This is a genomic window from Metapseudomonas boanensis (assembly GCF_042232855.1).
Classification (GTDB): domain Bacteria; phylum Pseudomonadota; class Gammaproteobacteria; order Pseudomonadales; family Pseudomonadaceae; genus Metapseudomonas; species Metapseudomonas boanensis.
The window spans coordinates 166,801-191,073 of record NZ_CP113889.1; the positions used below are offsets into that span (position 1 = coordinate 166,801).

A 24,273-nucleotide genomic window follows, 5' to 3' on the forward strand; every position below is an offset into this window, starting at 1 on the left:
GGATGGTTACACATGCGGTCTGAAATGATGCGTATCGCATTGCTCAACCATCCTGTGAAGGCGACTTCGAGCCGACTCCCCTCACTCGCCCCCCCAACGCCTGCAAAACGCTGGCTCCCGTGAAGAGGAACAGCACCTGCTCCTCGGCCTCGGTGCGGATGGCCTCTCGACGGCATGGTTCAACCAGGTAGTCCAGGGACATCTGGAACAGGTTGCGGCTGACCTGGCTGGCCACGCGCAGCACCACCGCTTCCGGGAGTTGGCCGTAAGCAGCTGGATCTCGCGGAGTCCTCAGCCATGTCAGCGGCGAACTCGTCCATCACCTTGCGCAGCAGCGCTCGCAGCACTGGTGAGGCCCCATGCAGCTCGCGCACACCAAGAATGAAGGCCTCGGCATGGCCATCCGTCCCAAGCAGAAGGGCGAAAACGATTTCCTCATGTTCGAGAAGAAAACTGAAATCGGCGGCACCTGGCGTGTGAACAACGACCCGGGCTGCGGTTGCGACGTGCAATCGCACCTGTATTCCTTTGCTTTCGAGCCAAACCCCAACTGGACACGGATGTTCGCCAAGCAGGACGAGATAAAGACCTACCTCGAAGGATGCTGGGAAAAGTACCGCCTGCAGGACCAGACGCTGCTGGAAACCGAGATCATCCGCCTGACCAGGCATGATCGAATCGCAGATGCATTCGCCCCTGTTTCAGCGTCTGGTCACCCGTTCCATGCGCCTGGCCGCGAAGTTCGCACCCAAGCCCAAGGTGGTCGAGGCATCCGAGGCCGCGGAGTGAACGTAGGTCGGGCTGAGGTACGAAGCCCAACACAGTGGGTCCGTGCAATCCGAGAATGTTGGGTTTCGCTCAGCACCAACCTGCGAGCCCTCCTGCCAGACAGGCCCTGCATCACTCGTTCGGATATCCGAACGACGTCCGGCATGGATATTCGGAAGACCGGACAACGCGTTTTTCCGGCCAGCATGCCATCTAAATAAAACCCTTATATTTCAATTATTTATTTATAAGTACGGATTACCAGATAGCTGGCACGCATCCTGCCATTAAAGATCTCGACGGACGCGAATATCCCGCTCGCTCCGATAAGAACAAACATCGTCGAGGACTGAAATTCATGCGTATGCTCCCCAAGGTATTGGCCTCCACTATCGCAGCAACCCTGATTTGTGCTCCGGCCTTTGCCGCAGAGCTGACCGGCACCCTGAAGAAGATCAAGGAAACCGGCACCATCACCCTCGGTCACCGTGACGCCTCCATCCCCTTCTCCTACCTTGGCACCGAGCCGGGCAAGCCAGTCGGCTACTCCCATGACATCCAGCTGAAAGTAGTCGAGGCCATCAAGCAGGAGCTGGGCATGCCCGAGCTGAAGGTCCGCTACAACCTGGTCACCTCGCAGACCCGCATTCCCCTGGTACAGAACGGGACCGTCGATCTGGAGTGCGGCTCCACCACCAACAACCTGGAGCGCCAGAAGCAGGTTGGCTTCTCCGTCGGCATCTTCGAGGTGGGCACCCGCCTGCTGTCGAAGAAGTCGGCTGGCGTCAACGAGTTCGACGACCTCAAGGGCAAGAACGTGGTGACCACCGCTGGCACCACCTCCGAGCGTCTGCTCAAGTCCATGAACGCCGAGAAGCAGATGGGCATGAACATCATCTCGGCCAAGGACCATGGCGAGTCTTTCCTGATGCTCGAATCCGGCCGCGCCGTGGCCTTCATGATGGACGACGCCCTGCTTTACGGCGAAATGGCCAAGGCCAAGAAGCCAGACGAGTGGGTCGTGACCGGCAAGCCACAGTCGTTCGAAATCTATGGCTGCATGGTGCGCAAAGGTGACGAGGCCTTCAAGAAAGTGGTCGACAAGGCCATCGCCGACACCTACGCCTCCGGCGAGATCACCGGCATCTACGACAAGTGGTTCACCCAGCCCATCCCGCCCAAGGGCCTGAACCTCAACTTCCCCATGAGCGACGAGCTGAAGAAGCTGGTGGCCAATCCCACCGACAAGTCGGCTGAGGAAATCTGACGAGTCCGCTCTCCGCTGTTGCTCCCCTCTCCCTCTGGGAGAGGGGGTTGTCTGGATTCGGCCTGAAGTATCGCCATATTCCTGCCAGCCACTCCCTTCCACTGCCTTCAACCGCAGACAGATCGACCTTAAAGGGGAACTCCCTGATGAATTACAACTGGGACTGGAGCGTGTTCTTCAAGTCCACCGGGATCGGCAGCGAAATCTACCTGGACTGGTTCGTCACCGGCCTGGGCTGGACCATCGCCATCGCTCTGGTGGCCTGGATCATCGCATTGTTGCTGGGTGCCTTGCTCGGCGTGATGCGTACTGTGCCAAACCGTTGGGTCTCTGGCATCGCTACCACCTACGTGGAAATCTTCCGCAACGTGCCGCTGCTGGTGCAGCTGTTCCTCTGGTACTTCCTGGTGCCGGACCTGCTGCCCGAGCCGCTGGAGATGTGGTTCAAACAAGACCTGAACCCAGCGACTTCCGCCTACCTCAGCGTGGTCGTGTGCCTTGGCCTGTTCACAGCTGCACGCGTCTGCGAGCAGGTGCGCACTGGCATCCAGGCGCTACCCAAGGGCCAGTTGGGCGCCGCCCGCGCCATGGGCTTCCGCCTGCCGCAGATCTACCGTTACGTACTGTTGCCACAGGCCTTCCGCATCATCATCCCGCCGCTCACCAGTGAGTTCCTCAACATCTTCAAGAACTCTTCGGTGGCGTCCTTGATCGGCCTGATGGAACTGCTGGCGCAGACCAAGCAGACCGCCGAGTTCTCCGCCAACCTGTTCGAGGCCTTCACCCTGGCCACGCTGATCTACTTCACCCTGAACATGAGCCTGATGCTGTTCATGCGCCTGGTGGAGCAGAAGGTCGCGGTGCCCGGCCTGATCTCCGTAGGAGGTAAATGATGGATTTCAGCGCAATCATCCCTGCGTTGCCGGGCCTGGGCGAAGGCCTGCTGATGACCTTCAAGCTGATGGTCCTGGGCGTGTTCGGCGGCGTGGCCCTGGGCACCCTGCTGGCCCTCATGCGCCTGTCGCACAACCCGATGCTGTCGAAGATCGCCGGACTGTACGTCAACTACTTCCGCTCCATCCCGCTGCTGCTGGTGATCACCTGGTTTTATTTCGCGGTGCCCTTCCTGCTGCGTGCGATCACCGGTGAAGACACCCCCGTCGGCGCGTTCACCTCCTGCCTGGTGGCCTTCATGATGTTCGAGGCGGCGTATTTCTGCGAAATCGTCCGCGCCGGCATCCAGGCCATTCCCAAGGGCCAGATGGGTGCTGCGCAGGCATTGGGCATGACCTACGGCCAGAGCATGCGCCTGATCATCCTGCCCCAGGCTTTCCGCAAGATGACGCCCCTGCTGCTGCAGCAGAGCATCATCCTGTTCCAGGACACCTCGCTCGTTTACACCGTGGGCCTGATGGACTTCCTCAACGCCTCCCGCTCGCGTGGCGACATCATCGGCCAGCCGCATGAATTCCTGATCTTCGCCGGTCTGGTCTATTTCACCGTCAGCTTCGCCGCTTCCCAGCTGGTCAAACTCCTGCAGAAAAGGTTAGCCGTATGATTTCCATCAAAAACGTCAACAAGTGGTACGGGGACTTCCAGGTGCTGACCAACTGCAGCACCGACGTGAGCAAGGGCGAAGTGGTAGTCGTGTGCGGCCCGTCAGGCTCGGGCAAGTCCACCCTGATCAAGTGCGTCAACGCCCTGGAGCCGTTCCAGAAAGGCGATATCGTGGTCGACGGCACCTCCATCGCCGACAAAGCCACCAATCTGCCCAAACTGCGTTCGCGCGTCGGCATGGTATTCCAGCACTTCGAACTGTTCCCGCACCTGTCGATCACCGAGAACCTCACTATCGCCCAGACCAGGGTATTGGGCCGCGGCAAGGACGAGGCGATCGACAAGGGCCTCAAGCTGCTTGACCGCGTCGGCCTCAAGGCCCACGCCCACAAGCACCCAGGTCAGCTCTCCGGCGGCCAGCAGCAGCGCGTGGCGATTGCGCGCGCGCTGGCGATGGACCCGGTGGTGATGCTGTTCGACGAACCCACCTCGGCGCTGGACCCGGAGATGGTCAACGAAGTGCTTGACGTGATGGTCGAACTGGCCCAGGAAGGCATGACCATGATGTGCGTAACGCACGAGATGGGCTTCGCGCGCAAAGTGGCCGACCGAGTGATCTTCATGGACCGCGGGCAGATCGTCGAAGACTGCGCCAAGGACGAGTTCTTCGGTGACGTCTCGGCACGCTCCGACCGCGCCCAGCAGTTCCTCGCCAAGATCCTTCAACACTGATCGCAGGGCTTTTGTAGGAGCCAGGGCGACGCCGAGTTCTTGCTGGCGAAGGTTGCCAGGCAATTCGCGAGCAAGCTCGCTCCTACAGGCTTTCCGACACGCCCCACCCCGCCGCTTAAAGCCTAGCGGCGGGCGGCGACTGGTCAGGCCCGGATGTCTATGATGCAATGCCCTTCCGCCAGCTTCCGCGCCACGCCCGCCGCCCTGACCGTGAAACCGCGCCTGCTACGCCACACCCTGCTGTCCCTGTTGCTGGTCCTGCTGATGCTGGGCATCGGTTACATCGGCTACAACCTCAGCGAACAATCCGGCATCCGCGCCCTGCGGGTGAACGGCGAACGCCAGCTCGAACTCCATGCCCGCGCCGTCGAGAGCGAGATCAACCGCTACACCTACCTGCCCAGCCTGTTGGAGCTGGAAAACAGCGTCAGCCATCTGTTGCTGAACCCCACGCCCTACCGCCGCACACTGGTCAACGATTACCTTGAAGGCCTCAACCGTCGCAGCGGCAACCGCGCCATCTTCCTGCTCGACACCACCGGCCGCGTACTGGCCACCAGCAACTGGCGGGACGCCGACAGCTTCCTCGGTGAGGACCTGTCCTTCCGCGCCTACTACCAGGAAGCCGTCCACGGGCGCCCGGGGCGCTTCTACGGCGTCGGCAGCACCACCGGCGAAGCGGGCTACTACCTGGCCCACGGATTGCGCTACCAAGGCCGGATCATTGGCGTCGCCGTGGTCAAGGTGAAGCTTGAGGCACTGCAGGAGCGCTGGGAAAAGGCCCGCTTGCAGGCCTTCGTCAGCGACGAGAACGGCATCATCATCCTCTCCAGCGACCCGGCCCTGCGCATGAAGGCCGTGCGTCCGCTCAGCGCCGAGGACAAGGAACGCCTGGCCCGTAGCCTGCAGTACCACTGGTGGGCCCTCAACGAATGGGAGCCGCGTTCGCGGGAGGTCCTTGGCGACGGGTTGGAAGCCATCAGCTTCGCCGCCAGCGACCAGTCCAGTGAAGTGGCCTACCTCGCCCAGACCCGCACCCTGAACGACACGCCCTGGCACTTCACCCTGCTTTCGCCCCTCACCGACCTACGCCGCGAGGCCTTGATTCAGGGGATGCTGGCGGCCGTTGGCTTCGCCTTCCTGGCCTTCCTGCTGATTGCCTGGAATGAGCGACGCAAGGTCATCGCCACCCGCTTGGCCGCCCGCGAAGCGTTGCTTGCCGCCAACAATGAGCTGGAACGCAAGATTGCCGAGCGTACAGCGGACCTGCGCGCCAGCAACGCCCGCCTGCTCGACGAGATCCGTGAGCGCAAGCAGACCGAAGACAATCTGCGCAAGGCCCAGGACGGCCTGGTCCAGGCCGGGAAGTTGGCCGTGATCGGACAGATGTCCACCAGCATCGCCCACGAACTCAACCAGCCGTTGGCCGCCCTACGGACCCTGTCCGGCAACACCGTGCGCTTCCTCCAGCGAGGGTCCCTCGATACGGCCTCGACCAACCTCGCGGCGATCAACGAACTGGTCGACCGCATGGGCCGCATCACCGCCAGCCTGCGCGCCTTCGCCCGACGCTCCGACGACCATGGGCAGGCCCGCCTGGGCAAAGCGGTGGATGCCGCGCTGTTCCTGCTGCACGCGCGCCTTGAGCGCACCCCGCTAACCCTGCACCGGGACTTCGGCGACGTATTGCTAGCCATCGATCAGACTCGGCTGGAGCAGATCCTGGTCAACCTCATCACCAACGCCTTGGACGCCATGAGCGGCCAGCCCGACTGCCAGCTCTGGCTGGATGGTCGGGTCGACGGCCAGACCTATCGCCTGCAGGTCCGCGACAACGGCCCAGGGATCGACCCGGCCAACCGCGTCCACCTGTTCGAGCCCTTCTTCACCACCAAGCCTGGCGAAACCGGCCTGGGTCTTGGCCTGACGCTCTCCGCCAGCCTGGCCACCGCCGCCGGCGGCAGCCTGGCCGCGCACCATCCGGAAACCGGCGGCACAGCCTTCGAGCTGAGCCTGCCCTTGCTGGAAAGCACCGATTCCACAGCGAGCCCCACCCCATGACCGAGCCGCTCAGCGTCCTCATCGTCGAAGACGACCCCCACGTATTGCTAGGTTGCCAGCAGGCCCTGGACCTGGAGGATATTCCCAGCATCGGCGTCGGCAGCGCCGAAGAGGCACTCAAGCAGGTCGGCGAAGACTTCGCCGGGATCGTCATCAGCGACATCCGCCTGCCGGGCATGGACGGCCTGACCCTGCTGGAACGTCTCAAAGCTCGCGACCGCAGCCTGCCGGTGGTGCTGATCACCGGCCACGGCGACATCTCCATGGCCGTGCAGGCCATGCGCGACGGCGCCTACGACTTCATGGAGAAGCCCTTCTCCCCCGAACGCCTGGTGGACGTGGCCCGCCGCGCCCTGGAGCAACGTCGCCTGGCTCGCGAAGTGTCGTCACTGCGTCGCCAACTGGCCGGCCGCCAGTCGCTGGAGCAACGTATCATCGGTCGCTCGCCGGCGATCCAGGCCCTGCGCGAGCTGATCGCCAACGTCGCCGATACCGCTGCCAACGTGCTGATCGAAGGCGAAACCGGCACCGGCAAGGAACTGGTCGCGCGCTGCCTGCACGACTACAGCCGCCGCCACACCAAGGAGTTCGTCGCCCTCAACTGCGGCGGCCTGCCGGAGAACCTGTTCGACAGCGAGATTTTCGGCCACGAGGCCCACGCCTTCACCGGCGCTGGCAAGCGCCGCATCGGTAAGATCGAGCACGCCCACCAGGGCACGTTGTTCCTCGACGAAATCGAGAGCATGCCGCTGAACCTGCAGATCAAGTTCCTCCGTGTGCTGCAGGAGCAGACGCTGGAGCGCCTGGGCTCGAACCAGCCGATCCCAGTGGACTGCCGGGTGATCGCCGCCACCAAGTTCGACCTCGACGAACAGGGCAAGGCCGGCAATTTCCGCAGCGACCTCTATTACCGCCTCAATGTCGTCACCCTGGAGCTGCCGCCGCTGCGCGAGCGCCGCGAAGACATCCTGATGCTGTTCGAGCACTTCCTGCAGCAATCCTCGCTGCGCTTCGACCGCGTCGCACCGGAACTGGACAACGCCACCGTGTCGGCGCTGATGGCCCACGACTGGCCCGGCAACGTGCGCGAACTGCGCAACGTCGCCGAACGCTTCGCCCTTGGCCTGCCGGTGTTCAAGAAAACCGGCCTCACGCCGGACGGCAATGAGCCGCGTTTTGCCGAAGCGGTGGAAGCCTTCGAAAGGAGCTTGCTCAGCGCGGCTCTGGAACGGCACGGTGGCAACCTCAGCCAGGCCAGCATTGCGCTGGGGATGGCCAAGACCACGCTGTTCGACAAGGTGAAGAAGTACGGGCTCTGACTACCCGGCCCGGAGGTAGGCCTAACCCACAGGAAAAGCGGCTCCCGTCCCCATGGTCTAAAACCTTCAGACATCCTACCCGCATGGACCACCGCCATGCCCCTCCTTCAGCGAGCCAGCCAGGCGATCAAGGCCGAGCCAACCGAACTGGCCCCGGCCATGGCCGCCTTCGTCCTGCTGCTATGCCTGTTCGGTGGCTACTTCATGCTGCGCCCGGTGCGCGAAAGCATGGGCATTGCGGGCGGTGTGGAGAACCTGCAGTGGCTGTTCAGCGCGACCTTCATCACCATGCTGCTGGCCGTGCCCGCCTATGGCTGGCTGAACGCGCGGGTGCCACGAAAGCAATTCCTCGACTGGGTCTACCTGTTCTTCGCGCTCAACCTGCTGGGCTTCGCCTGGCTGCTGTGGAAAAACCCGGAACCACTCTGGGCGGCGCGGGCCTTTTATGTCTGGTTGTCGGTCTACAATCTGTTCGTGGTGTCCCTGGCCTGGAGCCTGCTGGCCGATGTGTTCGACCGCCGACAGGCCAAGCGGCTGTTCCCCTTCATCGCCGCCGGGGCCAGCCTCGGCGGCCTGCTCGGCCCGCTGCTGGGTGGCTGGCTGGTCGGACATCTGGGCGCCGCTGGCCTGCTGGTGCTGGCTGCCCTGCTCCTGCTGCCGACCCTTCCCGTCCGGCGCTACCTGATGGGCTGGCGAACGCATGGCGGCGCCGGCCGGCCCGGTGCATCTGGCGATGATGAATCCCCCGAGCGGCCGGTGCCCGGCAATCTCTTCGCTGGCATCACACTGGTATTGGGTTCGCCCTATCTGCTGGGCATCTGCGCCTTCGTCCTGTTGCTGACCTGCACCAGTACCTTCCTCTACTTCGAGCAGGCACGGCTGGTAGCGGCGCTGTTCCCGGAAGGCCGGCAGCAGATCCGCATCTTCAGCCTGATCGACTTCTCCGTCCAGGCGCTGTCGCTGCTTTGCCAGTTGTTCATTGCCGGCCGGGTAGCCCAGCGTTTTGGCGTTGCCGCGCTGCTCGGCGTAGTGCCGTTGCTGGTTGCCCTGGGTTTCCTGTTGCTGGCGCTGGTGCCACAGTCCACGTTGTTCGTCGGGGTGATGGTGCTGCGCCGGGTCGGCGAATACGCCTTTATCCGGCCGGGGCGGGAGATGCTTTTCGTACCGCTCGGCGCCCAACTCAAGTACCGGGCGAAAAACTTCATCGATACCGTGGTCTACCGCGGTGGCGATGCCGTCAGCGCCTGGCTCAATGCCCTGCTCACGGCCATCGGTCTCGGTGCCGCGCAGGTGGCCCTGGTGGGCGCCGGTGTCGCCCTGGCCTGGGGCCTGCTGGGCTGGCGCCTGGGATGGCGCCACGAGCGCAGCGCTGCAAATCCGTCACACGAGGTGGAACCATGAAAACAGGCATTACCCGCGCCGAATTCCTGCGCCTCGGCGCAGGCGCCGCGCTCTGCGCCATGAGCCCCTTCGGCCTCGGCGCCGAGGCCGTCGAAGCGCAACCGCTCAAGCGCCGCGCCACTCCCACCAGCGGTGAGCTGCTGCCGGTGATTGGCGTCGGCACCTCCCGCGTCTTCGACATTTCCCCGGCTGACAGTGAGGCCTGGACCGACTGCCGCCGGGTTCTGGAACATCTCTTCGCCGCCGGCGGTTCGGTGATCGACAGTTCGCCCATGTACGGCGAAGCCGAGACGGTGGTCGGCAGCCTGCTCGGTGAGCTCCAGGCCCATGCCAAAGCCTTCGTCGCCACCAAGGTCTGGACCCAGGGCCGCGAGCGCGGCATTGAACAGATGCAGCACTCGATGCGCTTGCTGCAACGCCAGCACATCGACCTGATGCAGGTGCACAATCTGGTGGACTGGGAGGAGCAGCTGAAGACGCTGCGGCAGTGGAAAGACGAAGGGCGGATCCGCTACCTGGGCATCACCCACTACACCGCCAGCGCCTTTGATGAAGTCGAGCGGGTGTTACGCGCGCAGAAGCTGGATTTCCTGCAGATCAACTATGCCCTGGCCGACCGCAAAGCAGAGGAGCGCATCTTGCCACTGGCCCAGGAGCGCGGCGTAGCCGTGTTGATCAACCGCCCCTTCGGCGGCGGCAACCTCCTGCGCAGGTTGATACAGCAACCCGTGCCAGGCTGGGCCGGCGACTACGACTGCACAAGCTGGCCGCAACTGCTGCTGAAGTTCTGCCTGAGCCATCCGGCGGTCACCTGTGTGATCCCCGGAACGGGAAAACCGCGCCACATGTTGGACAACCTCCAGGCCGGGCGGGGGACGGAACCGGACCAGGCGCTGCGCCAGCGCCTGATCGAGATTTCTTAGTTCGTAGGATGGGTCGAGCGCAGCGACACCCATCAACTCCTGTCATGGCTATCGCATTGCTCAGCGGAGTGCCGCCCGCCGCATCCTACGGAGCTCCATTTCAGGCGGAGAAACCACCGTCGATCATCAGGCTGGCGCCGGTGATAAAGGCGGATTCTGGCCCAGCCAGGTAAGCGACAAAGCTGGCGATTTCCTCGGCCCGACCGTAACGGGGCAGCGCCATGAGCAGCTTCAGGGACTCGGCGAACTCGCCATCGTCGGGGTTCATGTCGGTGTCCACCGGCCCCGGCTGCACGTTGTTCACCGTGATGCCACGCGGCCCCAGGTCGCGGGCCAGGCCTTTGGTAAAGCCAGCCACCGCCGCCTTGCTCATGGCATAGACGGAACCACCGGCAAAGGGCATGCGCTCGGCATTGGTGCTGCCGATGGTGATGATGCGACCACCCTCGCCCATGACACGGGCCGCCTCCTGGCTGGCGATCACCACGCTGCGGACATTCACCGCCAGGGTGCGGTCGAGGTCTTCGATGCTGAAGTCTTCGATCGGTGCCACCGCCAGTACGCCGGCATTGTTCACCAGGATGTCGAGACGGCCAAAGGCTTCCACGGCTTGGCGGATGGCACCGCGGATGGCCTGCTCGTCGGCACTGTCAGCCCTGATCGCCATGGCGCGGCCACCTGTGGCCCGAATGGTCTCGATGACCGCTTCAGCGGCTTGGGCGGAGCTGGCGTAGGTCAGGGCGACAGCCGCGCCTTCCTTCGCCAGGCGCAAGGCTGTCGCTGCACCGATACCGCGCGAACCGCCCTGGATGAACGCGACTTTGCCTGCAAGTTGATTGGAAGTGGTCATGTGGAGTCTCCTGGAATCCGAGAGTGAGGTTGAATACGGCCCCAGTATTCACCTCTCACTCGAAACCGATAAGCTGGCAATCGCTATATTCAGTCGATACCAAAGGTTTACGGAGTTCCTCGTGGAGTCACTCATCAGCATCGAGTGTTTCGTCCGAAGCGCAGAAGCCGGCAGCTTCGCCGAGGCCGCGCGGCGCCTTGGCCTCACCCCAGCGGCCGTCGGCAAGAACGTCGCCCGGCTGGAGTCCAACCTCGGCGTGCGCCTGTTCCTGCGCAGCACTCGGCGGTTGACCCTGACCGAAGCCGGCGAGCGCTTCCTCGCCGAAGTCAGCGGCGGCCTTGCCAGCATCCAGAGCGCCGTAGCCAACCTCGCCAGCAGCCAGGGCCAGCCGGCCGGGACCTTGAAGGTAAGCATGGGCATGGCGTTCGGCCGGGACTACATCTTGCCCTTGCTGGGCGAATTCCTGACGCGCTATCCGGCCATCCTCCCGGACTGGCACTTCGAAAACCGTCCAGTGGACCTGATCGGCGAGGGTTTCGACGCAGCCATCGGCGGCGGTTTCGAACTTCCGCAGGGAGTCATCGCCCGTGAGCTGGGGCCGGCGCATCGCGTATTGCTGGCGTCACCCGGTTACCTGGCCAGCCGGCCTGCCGTCCAATCCCCTGCCGACCTGCAGCAGCACGACGGCATCCTGATCCGCTCACCGCAGACCGGCCGCGTGCGCTCCTGGGCACTACGCACCCGAGATGATCGCCTAGCTACCCTCGACCTCAGGCTGCGCATGACGATGACCGATCCCGAGGCCGCCTGTCATGCGGCGATGCAGGGGTTGGGCATCACTCTGGTCAGCACCGTGCACGCCCTACCCCACCTGCAACGCGGAACGCTGGTGCGGGTGCTACCGGACTGGTACGTCGACACGGGCAGCCTGGTGCTTTACTTCAGCGCTCAGAAGCTGCTGCCGGCGAAGACACGCGCCTTCATCGACTTCATCGTCGAACAGTTCCGCGCCCAGAAACTGGCCGAGCGCTTCTCCGCCAATTGGCGGCCAGCCTCCTGATCGTTACGCGAGAGGCAATAGTCATTATCAGGCGGGATGATTTTTTCCCACTCTGAGTGGTTGTTAGTCTGCTGGGTATCTGGAAACCTGCTCTCGGTGCCCACCATGAAACCCCTTCACATCCTGACGCTGGCCGTAACGGCTGTGATTCTGGCCGGCTGCGCCAGCCAGCCCAAACCCGAGGAGCGCCCCTACACGGACGCCGAAGTGAAGCAGTTCGCCCTCGAGATGCTCAGCCGCAGTGGGCTGCCCTATGAGGACTACGAAAAGGTCCGCAACGCCATCCTGCATCCCAAGGTTCCCAGCGTCGGCAAGGACCTTCCCCTCCAGCGATCCGGCCGAGGCTGATAAATCAGGGACGTCGACACTGAAGCTCCGCATCCTGGGGGATGCGAAATCATTCGCGAAATGCGCGCTCGACAGAAACGACTAACTCGGCTTGCGCCACACGCTGGCCAGCCATGGCTGCTGCTCGCGCGGCAGGCCGGCGGGACGATAGTAGTGCTCCAGCGCCACGAACCCCGCCTCCTCCAGCAAGTGTCGCCAGGCATCAAAGTCGTGCCATGCGCCGTAGCGGTTGCCATTCCAGCCTTCCTCATTGCTCCCGCGCGGATTCGAGCTGAACAGCACACCACCAGACTTCAAGGCGGCATGTAGCTGCCTGAGCACCCTTGGCAATTCCTGCACCGGCACGTGGAACAGGCTGGCATTGGCATAGATCCCATCGAAAAACCCGGCGGGTAGGTCCAGCGCCAGGAAGTCCTGGTGCCATACCTCGCAACCGGAGTCCGCTCGTGCCATCTCGACGAACGCCAGGGCACCGTCGAGCCCGATGGCCTGATGCCCCATGCGGCTGAACACTTTGAGATCGCGGCCTGGCCCGCAGCCGAAATCGAGCAACGTGAACGGTGTCGAACCCCGGATATTGCGCAGCAAGGCCTCGATGTTCTGGCTGACATCGTGGTCGCGGGTACCCTCACGAAAACCCTCGGCATTGCGGTTGTAATCGTCCAGGGTCGTGGCGGTGATGCTGGCTAGGTCGGCAGGAAGCAGAGGCATTGCAGACTCGTGAAAGGGATGAACGAAGCGTCAGTTTACCTCTGATGCACTCATTCCACCCTACCGCCCTTCCGCGGGATTGCCATGTGCTCCTTGGTCAATGAATGGCCCCCACAGTGCCTGCACCAGCCTGCCCGAATTTGGCCGCAAGACTCGGGATGCGCAGACCTCATGCTGGGCATAAGCTTGGCCCTGAATCGAACGGAGACCGGGAGCCGAGATGAACGCCTCAGCCAAGAGCAACACGGAGCAGGACCCACGCTGGGCGGCGGTGCAGGCTCGTGACCCCGCCGCAGATCGGCACTTCGTGTATGCGGTGAAAACCACCGGGATCTACTGCCGCCCCAGCAGTCCAACGCGCCTGCCACGTCCAGAGAACGTCGAGTTCTTCGACACGGCCGAGCAGGCCGAAGCCGCCGGCTACCGCCCTAGCCGTCGCGCCGCCGCCGACATGACCAGCGTCGCGGCGCAGCATGCGGCCCTGGTCGAGACAGCCTGTCGGCGTATCGAGACTGCCGAGGAAGCGCCTGGCCTGGAGACGCTGGCGGGCGAAGCCGGCATGAGCCCTTCGCACTTCCACCGGGTATTCAAGGGCATCACCGGGCTGACGCCCAAGGCCTATGCGCTGGCCCAGCGCGCCCAGCGGGTTCGCCAACGCCTCGGCGCTGGAGCCTCGGTGACCGAAGTGTTGTACGACGCCGGTTTCAATTCCAATAGCCGCTTCTACGCAGCCTCCAGCCAGGTCCTGGGCATGAAGCCCAGCGATTACCGTGCGGGCGGCGCAAACACCGACATCCGCTTTGCCGTGGGCGAATGCTCGCTCGGCTCGATCCTCGTCGCGCAGAGTGGCATCGGCGTCTGCGCCATCCTGCTGGGCGATGATCCGAACGTGCTGCTCAAGGACCTGCAGGACAAGTTTCCCCGTGCCCGTTTGATCGGCGGTGATCGAAAGTACGAGCAACTGGTGTCCAAGGTAGTGGGCTTCGTCGAGGCTCCGGCACTCGGCCTGGACCTGCCGCTGGATGTGCGCGGCACGGCCTTCCAGGAACGGGTCTGGCAAGCCTTGCGCGAGATTCCCCCGGGCAGCACGGCCAGCTACGCCGAGATCGCCACCCGCATCGGCGCTCCCAAGGCGGTCCGCGCCGTCGCCCAGGCCTGCGCGGCCAACAGTCTGGCAGTGGCCATCCCGTGCCACCGCGTCGTGCGCAGCGACGGTAACCTCTCCGGCTATCGCTGGGGTGTCGAGCGCAAGCGCCAACTGCTGGACCGCGAGGCCGAGGTGTGAAGCGCTGGACACTGCTCGGCGCCGACAGCAAGCCCTACAGGAGCCCCTCGCCGGGAACCCTCGGCGGCCACCGACGCAGCCGCGTGTATGGAAAACTCGACTGCCCCGCCGCTCTGCGCGCCCTCGCGCGGGGTGGCTATGTGGCGCAGCGCGTGTTCTTCCTCGACCAAACCATTGCCCAGGCCGCCGGCTATCGCCCTTGCGCCCGTTGCCTGCCTGAAGCTTATGCGCACTGGAAGGCAGGGCAAAATCATCGGCGGGCTGTCCCTGCGCTTGATGCATGCCTTACGCGCCTTGGAGGCACTGGGAGCGGATCAGTCACAGCGTCAGCAGCAAAGCCTCAGCGGATGTAGTCACTTTCCAACACGCCCCGGTAGGCATGCGCGAACTGCACCCAGTCCGACTCCGGCATGGGCTGGTGATGCGCCTTGAAGTAGTCGAAGTCATGACTGGATGCCTGATGAGTCGACATGTGATGCCGAGCTTTCGCCAGGCCGAGCAGTGCAATCTCCGGAACGGCCTCGTCGCCCTGCATCCGCACTTTGACGAATATCGTTTTCGGCGAAAGCCGGCCATGCTCCCACCCCCCCACATGCATCAGGCCCACGGTATTGGCCAGCTGCCTCAGCATCTGCTGGTTAAGCGCCTCGTCCCCTGACTGCGGGGTCCCTTTGAGGTACCAGTCTTCCAGGCTGTTGAAGCCTTCCAGCGCCTCGGTGACGAGCAACGCCTGCCACTCCCCATTGACCTTCCGCGCATCACTGAAAACCACATCCGGCACGCGGACACCCAAATGTTTCAGAGCCTCGAGGGCCTGCAATTCGTCAAGGATGGTCGGGCGCCCGAAGGGATGCAGGGCGGATCGACTGAGGTGGTTAACCTGGCGCTTGCTGTATAGCAGCCGGCCATCCGCGGCATGCAGGCGTTGGATGCCGCTCTCGCCGCTTACCAGCTGGTCTCCGGACTCGAACCACTCGCCGTAGGTATCCCACCATTTGTCGAAATTCGCATCCCGGTTGGTGGACGCCTCCTTCGATTCGAGAATGTTCATCGCTTCACCTCCTCGCGGGAGCATTCAGTGCACGCTCCGCCGAATCAAGCCGCCTAACCTGCAGAATTGACGTGAGTGAACCGGGTTAACACCTGCGCCCTTTGCAATGAAATAAGCATTCGCATGCGTTTCCAGGCAGATCGGGGTCGAAACCAGGCAACTCCCTCTTTCACATTAGACCTATGGTGACGGGCCATTCATCCGATCGACCTGGAGCTGTCATGTCCGACTTCATCACCGTCCTGCGCGAAACCTGTCCGACCCCGGTGCTGGACGCCACCAAGTGGAAGCGCATCGGCGGCGACCCGCACACCGTCAACCTCAACGCCTACGTCTCGAAGGACGGCAGCAAGATCATGGGCACCTGGATCTGCACCCCCGGCAAGTTCGAGGTGAACTACGAGAAGTGGGAGTACTGCCACTTCCTCGACGGTTACTGCATCATCACCCCGGAAGGCGAGCAGCCGGTGCACCTCAAAGCCGGCGACGTGTTCGTCATCGAGCCGGGCATGAAGGGCACCTGGGAAGTGGTGGAAACGGTACGCAAGTACTTCGTCTTCGCGTAATAGCGCATCGTCCAGCCCCTCTCCCTCAGGGAGAGGGAGCGGTCCGCGCATAGCCAGGCACGTCCGTTTGACCAAAAAAACGGCGCGCGGGCAGCAATCCCGGGCGCCGTAAAACTGCCTTGCAGCTGTGGGTACCAGGATGCCGGACGTGGTCACCGGCACCCCGTAGCGGGGCTTAAAGCAGCCCCAGCTCCTGCGCGGTGCGATCCACCGCAATCGCGGTCTTGGCGACCAGCTCGTCGATTTCGGCACGAGTCGCCACCAGGGCCGGCGCCATGATCATCCGGCCCAGTGTAGAGCGGATAATGACGCCCTCCTCGAAGCCGATGGTGCGGCAGCGCCAGGCGATGTCATTCTCGTTGTCGAAGCGCTTGCGGGTCGCCTTGTCCTCGGCGAACTGCAGCGCGGCGACCAGGCCTGTGCCTTGGATATCGCCCACCAGCGGGTGATTGCCGAACACATCCCGCAGGCATTGCTGCAGATATGGGCCGGTGTCGCTCTTCACCTGGGTCACGACGCCCTCGTCACGCAGTGCCTTGAGGTTGGCGATAGCCACGGCAGCCGCTACCGGGTGCCCGGAGTAGGTCAGGCCGTGGGCGAACACCCCGCCTTTTTCTACCAACACTTCTGCCATACGTTTGCTGAGCACCAGGCCGCCCATGGGGATGTAGCCGGAGGTTAGCCCCTTGGCAATCGACAGGGTGTCCGGCTCGAAGCCGAAGTGCTGGTGGGCGAACCACTCGCCGGTCCGGCCGAAGCCACCGATCACCTCATCGGCGCACAGCAGCACGTCGTACTTGCGACAGATGCGCTGGATTTCCGGCCAGTAGGTTTCCGGCGGGAAGATCATGCCGCCCGCGCCCTGGAAGGGTTCAGCCACAAAGGCCGCTACCTTGTCGGCACCCAGTTCGAGGATCTTCTCCTCAAGCTGGCGAGCAGCGCGCAGGCCGAACTCTTCCGGTGTCAGGTCGCCGCCATGGGCGAACCAGTAAGGCTCGTCGATGTGCTCGATGTCCGGCAGCATGCCGCCCATTTCGTGCATGAACTTCATGCCGCCCAGCGCAGTGCTGCCCAAGGTGGAGCCGTGGTAGCCGTTCCAGCGGCCGATCATGACCTTCTTCTCAGGCTTGCCGAGGATCTGCCAATAACGGCGCACGGTACGGATCAGCACCTCGTTGGCCTCGGAGCCCGAGTTGGTGTAGATCGCGTGGCTGTAATGGCCGGGCAAAAGGCTGAAGAGCAGCTCGGAGAGCTCCACGACCGCCGGGTGGGTGGTGTGGAAGAACAAGTTGTAGTAAGGCAACTGCTCCAGTTGCCGGGTCGCGGCGGCGGTCAGGTCCTTACGGCCGTAGCCGAGGTTGGTGCACCACAGGCCGGACATGCCGTCCAGGTAGCGATTGCCGTCGTTGTCCCAGAGGTAGAGGCCCTCGCCGCCGACCATCACCCGCGGCCCTTCAGCGTTCAGCGCCTTCTGGTCGAGGAATGCATGGATGTGGTGGGCCGCATCCGATGCCTGGTAGTCGCGGGTTTCACGTTGAGCCTTGAATTGGGCATTCATCTCAGGTTCTCCTTGCCCCACTTCGGGGTGTTGCAGGTTCTTTCTTGTCGTTGGCGGCGGATCACTGGATCCGCTCGATGGGTTCGGGCGTGAACAGCGGCTTCTTCATCACCAGCTTGATCCAGACCGCAGCGATCAGCGACACCACGGCCAGCACCACGCCAGCGCAGCCGAATATCTTGGCGGTCATGTCTGGGCTCGGCGAGGCATACCAGATGGCGTAGAGCATGCCGGCGATACCGAACACCTGAGGCCAGGGATAGAACGGCGTGCTGAAGGGCCGGGCGATGTTCGGGTAGCGGCGGCGCAGGGCGATCACATCGATGTGGACGATGATGTAGGCCAGCAGCCAGGCCAGGGCCGCGGCGAGCAGCAGCAGGTTGATCGACGCGGCGTCCTGCCCCATCACCAGGATCGGCAGGCCGGTGATGGCCGCGACGAACAGCACCGCCACCCAGGGCGTGCGGGCACGCGGGCTGAGGCGTTTGAACTGCGGGAAGGCCTGGCCGTTCTGCGCCATGCCGTAAAGCATCCGCGGAATGGCCGCCAGCGAGGTGTTCAGGGTGCTGCAGGTAGCAGTCACGGCAGCGATTACCAGGAACGCTTCGCCTGCCTTGCCGAACACGGCAGTGGCGAACAGGTAGTGCGGCAGTGCATCGGTGGTCAGCGCTTCCTGCGGCAGCATGAACAGAGCACCGAGGCAGTAGAGGCCGATGGTCACGAAAATCACGGTCAGGCCGATGATCATCGAGCGCGGGATATTACGCTCCGGCTTGCGGGTTTCCTCCACCAGCGGGCAGACGAACTCTGCCCCGACAAAGCCCCACACGGCCAGTGCGGTGAGGGTCAGCACACCAGCGCCCATCGGGTTCCAGTCACCCTGCAGGACAGTGCTGGCGGTTTCGCTCGGCGCGCCTTCGACGATGGCGGCCACGCCAATTACCAGCAGCACAATCACCATCACAACCGCCAGGGCAGTCTGCAACTTGGCGAAGATGTCGATGCCCATCAGGTTGAGCACAGTGAACAGCCCTAACACGCCAAAGGCGATGCTGAAGGGGGGGAACACGCCGGGGTAGACCTTGCCGACAATCAGGTCGAGCAGCAGTAGCTCGGCCGAGAGGGCGAACATGGCCACCACCACATAGCCGGAGAAGGTCGCCAGGATCGCCGGAAAGTGGCCGATGGCGACTTCGGTGTAACTGCTGAGGCCGCCGGCACGCGGAATCATCAACGACAGTTCGGAGAAGGAAAACGCATAGCTCAGGGCCAATAGGTAAGCCAGCCCGAGCGGAACGATGAAGCCCAGGCCGGAGAAGCCTGCACCCTGCAGCATCAGCACCATCACGCCCTGCGATACCACCAGGCCGATGGCGACTGCCAGCAGCGACCCCAGGCCCAGGACCCGGCGAAAGCCGCCCTCCTCCACCTGCCCCTGGGCAGGAACGGAAACACTTGCACTCATGACACTCTCCCGATCTTGTACTTGTTATTCGTCCGTCCGGCCGCGCTGGGCCGGCAGGCTTTAGTGGACGAAGGACGGAAGCGCCCGCCTTCGCCATCCACGCCCCTCATCGGCATCGCAAATCCCGATGCCGAGGGGCGCAATCCTTATCGGGCTGCCCAGGCGTTGAAGCGCTCCTCCAGCTCCTCGCCGTGGTTGACCCAGAACTCGGCATTCACCAGCTGTGCATCGGCCAGGTTGGCCGGAGCGGTTGGTAGTTGCTGCAGGGTCTCGGCCGGCAATGTGGCCAGGGCGTCCTTGTGAACCGGGCCGTAGGGAATCTGGGTAGAGAAGGTCTTCTGCGTTTCGGCCTGGCTGGCAAAAGCGATGAAGCGCTCGGCCAGCGCCTTGTTCGGAGTGCCGCGCACGATGGCCCAGTGGTCCGGGTCATAGAGGTTGCCGTTCCAGACGATGGCAAGCGCGGAGCCTTCCTTCTGCGCGGCAGCGATACGCCCGTTGTAGGCGGCGGACATCACCACGTCACCGGCCATCAGCCATTGCGGCGGCTGGGCACCGGCTTCCCACCACTGGATGTAGGGCTTGATCTGATCCAGCTTGCGGAAAGCACGTGTCACACCCTCAGGGGTTTCCAGGACCTTGTAGAGATCTTCGCGCTTGACTCCATCGGCCAGCAGAGCGGCCTCCAGGGTGTACTTGGCGCCCTTGCGCAGACCACGCTTGCCCGGGAAGCGCTGGACATCCCAGAAGTCCGCCCAGGAGGCCGGTGCGCTGGCCAGCTTGCCGGCGTTGTACGCCAGCACCATGGACCAGACGTAACTGGCCACGCCGCATTCGCTCACGGTTCCCGGCATGTACTGCGCGGACTCACCGAGCACCGCCGGGTCGATGCGCTCGAACAGACCTTCCTCGCAACCACGCAGCAGCTCAGGGCTTTCCACTTCCACCACGTCCCAACTGACCTGCCCGATGTCGACCATCGCCTTCACCTTGGACAGTTCACCGTTGTACTCGCCGACCACGACCTTGGCGGCGCCGCTTTGCTCGAAAGGTTTGAAGTAGGCCGCTTCCTGCGCGGCCTTGGTGGCCCCGCCGAAGGAGATCACGGTGAGACTCTGGGACTGTGCCATGGCCTGGTTACTGGCAGCGGCCAGGAATGCAAGACCAACGGCAACGCGAATGCACGGGGGCAAGGACTCTTTCATGGGAACTCCCTCACTTCTCTTTGTGGTTGTGATCAGTTGCTGAGGCAGGCATGGCCAGAAGCCGTGAATCCGCGCGTGACACCACGCGACAGGAATGGATCTTTTTATGGGCGGCCGCATTGCTGCAGGGGCATCGCGGCCGGGTCGTCATCGCAACCTCAACGCAGCTGGAACCAGGTGGTTTTCAGCTGGCTGTATTTGTCGAAGGAATGCAGCGAGAGATCGCGGCCGAAGCCCGATTGCTTGCCACCTCCAAAAGGAACGCTGACGTCCAGGGCGTCCACAGTGTTGACCGAAACGGTACCCACCTTGAGCGCGCGGGCCACACGGTGTGCGCGGTTCAGATCGTCGCTCCACACCGAAGCCGCCAGGCCATAGATGCTGTCATTGGCCAGGCGCAGGGCCTCTTCCTCGGAGTCAAAGGCGCTGATCGCCAGGACCGGGCCGAACACCTCCTCACGGGCCAGTTGCATATCACTGGAGACGTTGTTGAACAGGGTCGGCTCGACAAAATTGCTGGAGCCGTTAAAGCTCAAGCGACGACCGCCACCGAGCAGTTGCGCGCCCTCGCCCTGGGCCTGCTCGATGAAGGCCATGATGCGGGCGGTCTGCCCGGCGTCGACGATGGCACCGGCGCGGCTGGCCGGGTCCAGCGGATCGCCCGGCATCCATTGGCGGGCCTTGTCGATCAGGCGCTCGACGAACTCGTTCTGGATCGAGCGCTGTACATAGAGCCGCGAGTTGGCCGAACAGACCTCGCCCTGGTTGAAGAAAATGCCGAACGCTGCCTTCTCCGCCGCCAGATCGAGGTCGCGGCAATCCTCGAACACCAGGTTCGGGCTCTTGCCACCGCACTCAAGCCAGACCTGCTTGAGGTTGGACTGGGCCGAATACTGCATGAAGTACTTGCCCACCTGGGTCGAGCCGGTGAACACCAGGCAGTCGACATCCGGGTGCAGGCCGAGGGCCTTGCCAGCATGCTCGCCAAGGCCGGGTACCACGTTCAGCACGCCTTCCGGCAGGCCGGCTTCAAGCGCCAGCTCGGCCAGACGCAGAGCGGAGAACGGTGACTGCTCGGCAGGCTTGAGCACCACGCTGTTGCCAGCGGCCAGAGCCGGAGCCAGCTTCCAGGCGGCCATATCAAGGGGGAAATTCCAGGGCACCACGGCGGCGATCACGCCCAGCGCCTCGCGGGTGATCGTGGCCAGGGCGTTCGTCGCGGTTGGCGCCACTTGGTCGTAAAGTTTGTCCAGGCATTCGCCGTACCAGGCGAACACATGGGCGGCGCCGGGTACGTCGATGTTCCAGGCATCCATCACCGGTTTGCCCATGTTCAGCGAGTCCAGCAGGGCCAGCTCCTCGCGGTGTTGCAGCATCAGCTCGGCCAGGCGCAGCAGCACCTTCTTGCGCTCCACCGGTGCCATGCGCGCCCAGGGGCCCTCATTGAAGGCACGGCGCGCTGTCCGCACGGCCAGGTCGACCTCGGCTACGCCACAGGCAGCCACGCGGGCCAGCAACTGGTTGGTCGCCGGGTTGATCGAGTCGAAGGTTTCGCCGGATTCGGCGGCCACCTGGCGGCCACCGATCAGCGCCTTGTCATTGAATGCTTGCCGGGCAGCCTTCTGCTGCCAATAGCCGAGATCGAACACGCTGCACTCCCAGATCGACCGTCTGTGCGGTCATGTTGTTATTCGGGTCGGGGAGATGTTGCTCCAGAGTCCGGCAGAGGAAAATTATTAAAAATATGCTCGAGTCATATGAAAAAACTCGGCAGCGTATTCAGCTCCCGGCGCCCCCTCTGGGGTAAGGTGCAGCTCATGGAGCGCTTGAGCTCCACCAATAAGAATCACCCGCCCGGGGCCCTGCCCGAGGCTGTGAAGCAGAGGTTTCCGTGGCTTCCTATACCTTGCGACAACTGAAGTATTTCGTGACGACGGTGGAGTCCGGCAGCGTGGCCGAGGCCTCGCGCAAGCTGTATATCGCCCAGCCGTCGATCTCCACCGCGATCAAAGGCCTGGAAGAAAGCTTCGGCGTGCAGCTGTTCATCCGCCACCACGCCCAGGGGGTCTCGCTGACACCCAGCGGCGCGCGCTTCTACCAAAAGGCCCAGGAGCTGCTGCGCATGGCTCGCGAGTTCGAGCAGAACGCCCTGGCGGACAACGACATCGTGGCCGGGCAGATCGATATCGGCTGCTTCGAGACCGTGGCCCCGCTATATCTGCCGCAGCTGATCGCTGGCTTCCGCGAGCTTTACCCTGGCGTCGACATCCGCATCCGCGATGGCGAGCAGCAGGAACTGGTGCAAGGCCTCACTGCCGGCACCTTCGACCTGGCCTTCCTCTACGACCACGACCTGGACAGCACGATCGAAACCGAACCGCTGATGCCGCCGCAGAAGCCCTACGCCCTGCTCCCGGAAAACCACCGTTTCGCCGGCCAGGCCCAGGTATCGCTGCGCGACCTTGCCCTGGAGCCGATGATCCTGCTGGACGTGCAACCCAGCCGGACCTACTTCGTCAGCCTGTTCATCGAACTCGGCCTTTCGCCGAACATCGTCTTCAGCTCCCCGTCTATCGAGATGGTGCGCGGCATGGTGGGCCAGGGCTTCGGCTTCTCCCTGCTGGTCACCCGCCCGCACTCGGAATGCACCTACGACGGCAAGAAAGTGGTAATGGTCGACATCGCCGAACCCGTCGCCACCTCTGGTCTGGTTGCCGCCCGCCTGAAACGCGCGCAGTTGACCAAACCTGCACAGCTGTTTGTGGATTTCTGCCGGGAGCGGCTGGCGCAGAAGGTCGAGAAACGTTCGTAGTTGACGCAGATTGGGCAGGTCCGAGCGCAAGGAGGCCGGCCAAACGGGGTGAGCGGGCCGTGATTCAAAGGTCAGGGGTGGCGGGTTGGAGTATCACCCGATGCCGTGGTGAATCTTCCAGGCGATGAGGGCAACGAACGGTGCCAACAGCAACAGGTTGCCCAGCGCTACGGCCCAGCCCCAGGCATGACCGCAATCACCCTTGAAACGGCCGCCGCTCAGCGCCTTGAGGATGAGCACACCGATGCGATGAGCGAGCACCGTGAAAAAAGTCAGTGATGAAGGTCATTTCGTGAACGGGAGCTTCTACTTGGAAGGATGGATTTCGACCGATTCTGGGACAAAACTCCCTTGGTGATTGCTGCTAGAGGATAATTCGCCAGCTTGCAGTTGCTCCTGCGTTGCAGTGCAGCATGGCCGAGAATTAGAAGATCGTACGCAGGTTCTTAGCGCTTCACGCAGACAAACAATGCATTCCCGGACGTGCCGCCCCAGCGAGTGATCCGTTCGTAGTCATGCTCAAGGACGTGCACCTCGAAGTGCGGCTGCAACAGTTGCTGAAGCTCGGTGAAACTCAGGGCGACCATGGCGTGTTCATCCTGCCAGGCCTGGGTCACCCCTGCCGCGGTCTTCTCGATGCTGAGGCGCAGCGCCTGCCGCTCGCCCTCGCCGCTGTAGTACCAGCCGGAACCAAAGGTAAAGTGGCTGCCCTCGTGCTCCACGGTATGGCGCACAAATGAGCGGTTGTCGATCAGCCGCTTGTCCACCGCGTTGAAGCAGAACACGCCGTTATCCTCAAGCGCGCCGTGCACGCTGGCCAAGCACGCCCGCAGTTGCTCCAGCCCGGCGTTGTAGTGGATCGAGTAGAGGAAACAGGTGACCAGATCCAGCGGCTCGCCCACTCGAAAGCCCGCCATGTCCTGCCGACTGAACTGTGCCTCGGGGCAGCGCAACTGGGCGATATCCAGCATCGGCTGATTGATGTCCAGGCCGGCACTGCGGTAGCCGAAATCGAGGAAATGGCGCACGTGCGGCCCGGTGCCACAGGCAAGATCCAGGTGCCTGCGCCCCTGATTGCCGAACAACTGGTGCAGCCGGCGCACACCGTGGCTCTGCGCCCGGTAGTCGATGTCGGCGCACATCAGGTCGTAGTAAGTGGACAGGTCGGTGTACAGCGCGTTGGAGGACATAAGCAGCCAGAGGGTTCGACGGGGATTTCCGATCAGCATGGTACCTCAGCCTCGAGCGCTTCCCACCGAAAACAGACGTCCCGCACCAGCCGCTGGGAGCTGCTTCTTGCTAGACCAACGCCTTCCTCTCCGACCGACGGCTTCTGG

The 24,273-nt window shown here is 63.4% G+C and carries 24 protein-coding genes and 1 pseudogene; 15 read left to right on the top strand and 10 right to left on the bottom strand.

Features of this window, described 5'->3' with window-relative positions; all coding sequences use genetic code 11:
• Positions 1-43: 43 nt before the first annotated feature.
• Positions 44-244 carry a hypothetical protein gene (locus tag OXH74_RS00775; RefSeq protein WP_375739672.1) on the bottom strand — a complete coding sequence of 67 codons (201 nt, stop codon included), beginning with the start codon at positions 242-244 and terminating at the stop codon, positions 44-46.
• Between the two features lie 142 nt (positions 245-386).
• Between OXH74_RS00775 and OXH74_RS00780 the strand changes: the two are divergent.
• The 9 genes and pseudogenes from OXH74_RS00780 to OXH74_RS00820 form a co-directional block, all read left to right on the top strand.
• Positions 387-663, top strand: a pseudogene (locus OXH74_RS00780) (NAD(P)-binding protein); the annotation flags it as partial.
• 463 nt (positions 664-1,126) lie between these two features.
• On the top strand, positions 1,127-2,035 hold the full coding sequence (locus OXH74_RS00785; protein ID WP_375739673.1) for a glutamate/aspartate ABC transporter substrate-binding protein: 909 nt from the start codon (positions 1,127-1,129) through the stop codon (positions 2,033-2,035).
• 146 nt (positions 2,036-2,181) lie between these two features.
• The gene (locus OXH74_RS00790) at positions 2,182-2,928 is read left to right on the top strand and encodes an amino acid ABC transporter permease (protein ID WP_215378732.1); all 747 of its coding nucleotides are present in this window, start codon (positions 2,182-2,184) and stop codon (positions 2,926-2,928) included.
• Positions 2,925-3,593, top strand: coding sequence for an amino acid ABC transporter permease (locus tag OXH74_RS00795; protein WP_375739674.1), 669 nt, complete (start codon positions 2,925-2,927; stop codon positions 3,591-3,593). The genes OXH74_RS00790 and OXH74_RS00795 overlap by 4 nt, the downstream gene beginning before the upstream one ends.
• Positions 3,590-4,324: an amino acid ABC transporter ATP-binding protein gene (locus tag OXH74_RS00800; protein WP_215378734.1), complete on the top strand. Its 735-nt coding sequence runs from the start codon at positions 3,590-3,592 to the stop codon at positions 4,322-4,324. The genes OXH74_RS00795 and OXH74_RS00800 overlap by 4 nt, the downstream gene beginning before the upstream one ends.
• 162 nt (positions 4,325-4,486) lie before the next feature.
• A complete protein-coding gene (locus OXH74_RS00805) occupies positions 4,487-6,385 on the top strand; it encodes an ATP-binding protein (RefSeq protein ID WP_375741694.1) in 1,899 nt (632 codons plus the stop codon).
• Positions 6,382-7,704 carry a sigma-54-dependent transcriptional regulator gene (locus OXH74_RS00810; protein ID WP_375739675.1) on the top strand — a complete coding sequence of 441 codons (1,323 nt, stop codon included), beginning with the start codon at positions 6,382-6,384 and terminating at the stop codon, positions 7,702-7,704. The genes OXH74_RS00805 and OXH74_RS00810 overlap by 4 nt, the downstream gene beginning before the upstream one ends.
• A 96-nt stretch (positions 7,705-7,800) precedes the next feature.
• Positions 7,801-9,105: an NTP/NDP exchange transporter gene (locus OXH74_RS00815; protein ID WP_375739676.1), complete on the top strand. Its 1,305-nt coding sequence runs from the start codon at positions 7,801-7,803 to the stop codon at positions 9,103-9,105.
• Positions 9,102-10,028, top strand: a complete 927-nt coding sequence (locus OXH74_RS00820; RefSeq protein WP_375739677.1) for an aldo/keto reductase — start codon at positions 9,102-9,104, stop codon at positions 10,026-10,028. The genes OXH74_RS00815 and OXH74_RS00820 overlap by 4 nt, the downstream gene beginning before the upstream one ends.
• Before the next feature lie 100 nt (positions 10,029-10,128).
• Here the strand turns inward: OXH74_RS00820 and OXH74_RS00825 are convergent, their stop codons facing one another.
• Positions 10,129-10,878, bottom strand: coding sequence for a 3-oxoacyl-ACP reductase family protein (locus OXH74_RS00825; protein ID WP_375739678.1), 750 nt, complete (start codon positions 10,876-10,878; stop codon positions 10,129-10,131).
• A 121-nt stretch (positions 10,879-10,999) separates the two neighbouring features.
• Here OXH74_RS00825 and OXH74_RS00830 point away from each other — a divergent pair, with 121 nt between their 5' ends.
• Positions 11,000-11,938 (top strand): LysR family transcriptional regulator, encoded by a 939-nt coding sequence (locus OXH74_RS00830; protein WP_215378750.1) that lies wholly within the window; start codon positions 11,000-11,002, stop codon positions 11,936-11,938.
• A gap of 105 nt (positions 11,939-12,043) precedes the next feature.
• On the top strand, positions 12,044-12,286 hold the full coding sequence (locus tag OXH74_RS00835) for a hypothetical protein (protein WP_375739679.1): 243 nt from the start codon (positions 12,044-12,046) through the stop codon (positions 12,284-12,286).
• 81 nt (positions 12,287-12,367) lie between these two features.
• Here the strand turns inward: OXH74_RS00835 and OXH74_RS00840 are convergent, their stop codons facing one another.
• Positions 12,368-12,997: a class I SAM-dependent methyltransferase gene (locus OXH74_RS00840; protein WP_375739680.1), complete on the bottom strand. Its 630-nt coding sequence runs from the start codon at positions 12,995-12,997 to the stop codon at positions 12,368-12,370.
• A gap of 220 nt (positions 12,998-13,217) precedes the next feature.
• Here OXH74_RS00840 and ada point away from each other — a divergent pair, with 220 nt between their 5' ends.
• Both ada and OXH74_RS00850 read left to right on the top strand, forming a co-directional pair.
• Entirely contained in the window at positions 13,218-14,282 is a 1,065-nt protein-coding gene (gene ada, locus OXH74_RS00845; RefSeq protein ID WP_375739681.1) for a bifunctional DNA-binding transcriptional regulator/O6-methylguanine-DNA methyltransferase Ada, read from the top strand.
• Positions 14,279-14,635, top strand: coding sequence for an Ada metal-binding domain-containing protein (locus tag OXH74_RS00850; protein WP_375739682.1), 357 nt, complete (start codon positions 14,279-14,281; stop codon positions 14,633-14,635). Before ada ends, OXH74_RS00850 begins: the two co-directional genes overlap by 4 nt.
• Here the strand turns inward: OXH74_RS00850 and OXH74_RS00855 are convergent.
• A complete protein-coding gene (locus tag OXH74_RS00855) occupies positions 14,623-15,333 on the bottom strand; it encodes a lipopolysaccharide kinase InaA family protein (protein WP_375739684.1) in 711 nt (236 codons plus the stop codon). The two genes, OXH74_RS00850 and OXH74_RS00855, sit on opposite strands and share 13 nt — an antisense overlap.
• Before the next feature lie 221 nt (positions 15,334-15,554).
• On the opposite strand from OXH74_RS00855, the gene OXH74_RS00860 reads away from it, so the two are divergent.
• Positions 15,555-15,899 (top strand): cupin domain-containing protein, encoded by a 345-nt coding sequence (locus OXH74_RS00860; protein WP_215378768.1) that lies wholly within the window; start codon positions 15,555-15,557, stop codon positions 15,897-15,899.
• A 175-nt stretch (positions 15,900-16,074) separates the two neighbouring features.
• Here OXH74_RS00860 and OXH74_RS00865 read toward each other — a convergent pair whose 3' ends face one another.
• The 4 genes from OXH74_RS00865 to OXH74_RS00880 form a co-directional block, all read right to left on the bottom strand.
• Positions 16,075-17,457 (bottom strand): aspartate aminotransferase family protein, encoded by a 1,383-nt coding sequence (locus tag OXH74_RS00865; RefSeq protein WP_375739685.1) that lies wholly within the window; start codon positions 17,455-17,457, stop codon positions 16,075-16,077.
• Positions 17,458-17,518: 61 nt separating this feature from the next.
• On the bottom strand, positions 17,519-18,922 hold the full coding sequence (locus OXH74_RS00870) for an APC family permease (RefSeq protein ID WP_375739686.1): 1,404 nt from the start codon (positions 18,920-18,922) through the stop codon (positions 17,519-17,521).
• Between the two features lie 146 nt (positions 18,923-19,068).
• Positions 19,069-20,124, bottom strand: a complete 1,056-nt coding sequence (locus tag OXH74_RS00875) for an ABC transporter substrate-binding protein (RefSeq protein WP_375739687.1) — start codon at positions 20,122-20,124, stop codon at positions 19,069-19,071.
• 158 nt (positions 20,125-20,282) lie between these two features.
• On the bottom strand, positions 20,283-21,773 hold the full coding sequence (locus OXH74_RS00880; RefSeq protein ID WP_375739688.1) for an aldehyde dehydrogenase: 1,491 nt from the start codon (positions 21,771-21,773) through the stop codon (positions 20,283-20,285).
• A gap of 242 nt (positions 21,774-22,015) precedes the next feature.
• Between OXH74_RS00880 and OXH74_RS00885 the strand changes: the two genes are divergently transcribed.
• Entirely contained in the window at positions 22,016-22,936 is a 921-nt protein-coding gene (locus OXH74_RS00885; RefSeq protein WP_215381278.1) for a LysR family transcriptional regulator, read from the top strand.
• A gap of 93 nt (positions 22,937-23,029) precedes the next feature.
• Here OXH74_RS00885 and OXH74_RS00890 read toward each other — a convergent pair whose 3' ends face one another.
• On the bottom strand, positions 23,030-23,197 hold the full coding sequence (locus OXH74_RS00890; RefSeq protein ID WP_375739689.1) for a hypothetical protein: 168 nt from the start codon (positions 23,195-23,197) through the stop codon (positions 23,030-23,032).
• Positions 23,198-23,382: 185 nt separating this feature from the next.
• On the bottom strand, positions 23,383-24,126 hold the full coding sequence (locus OXH74_RS00895; RefSeq protein WP_375741695.1) for a class I SAM-dependent DNA methyltransferase: 744 nt from the start codon (positions 24,124-24,126) through the stop codon (positions 23,383-23,385).
• Positions 24,127-24,273 lie beyond the last annotated feature (147 nt).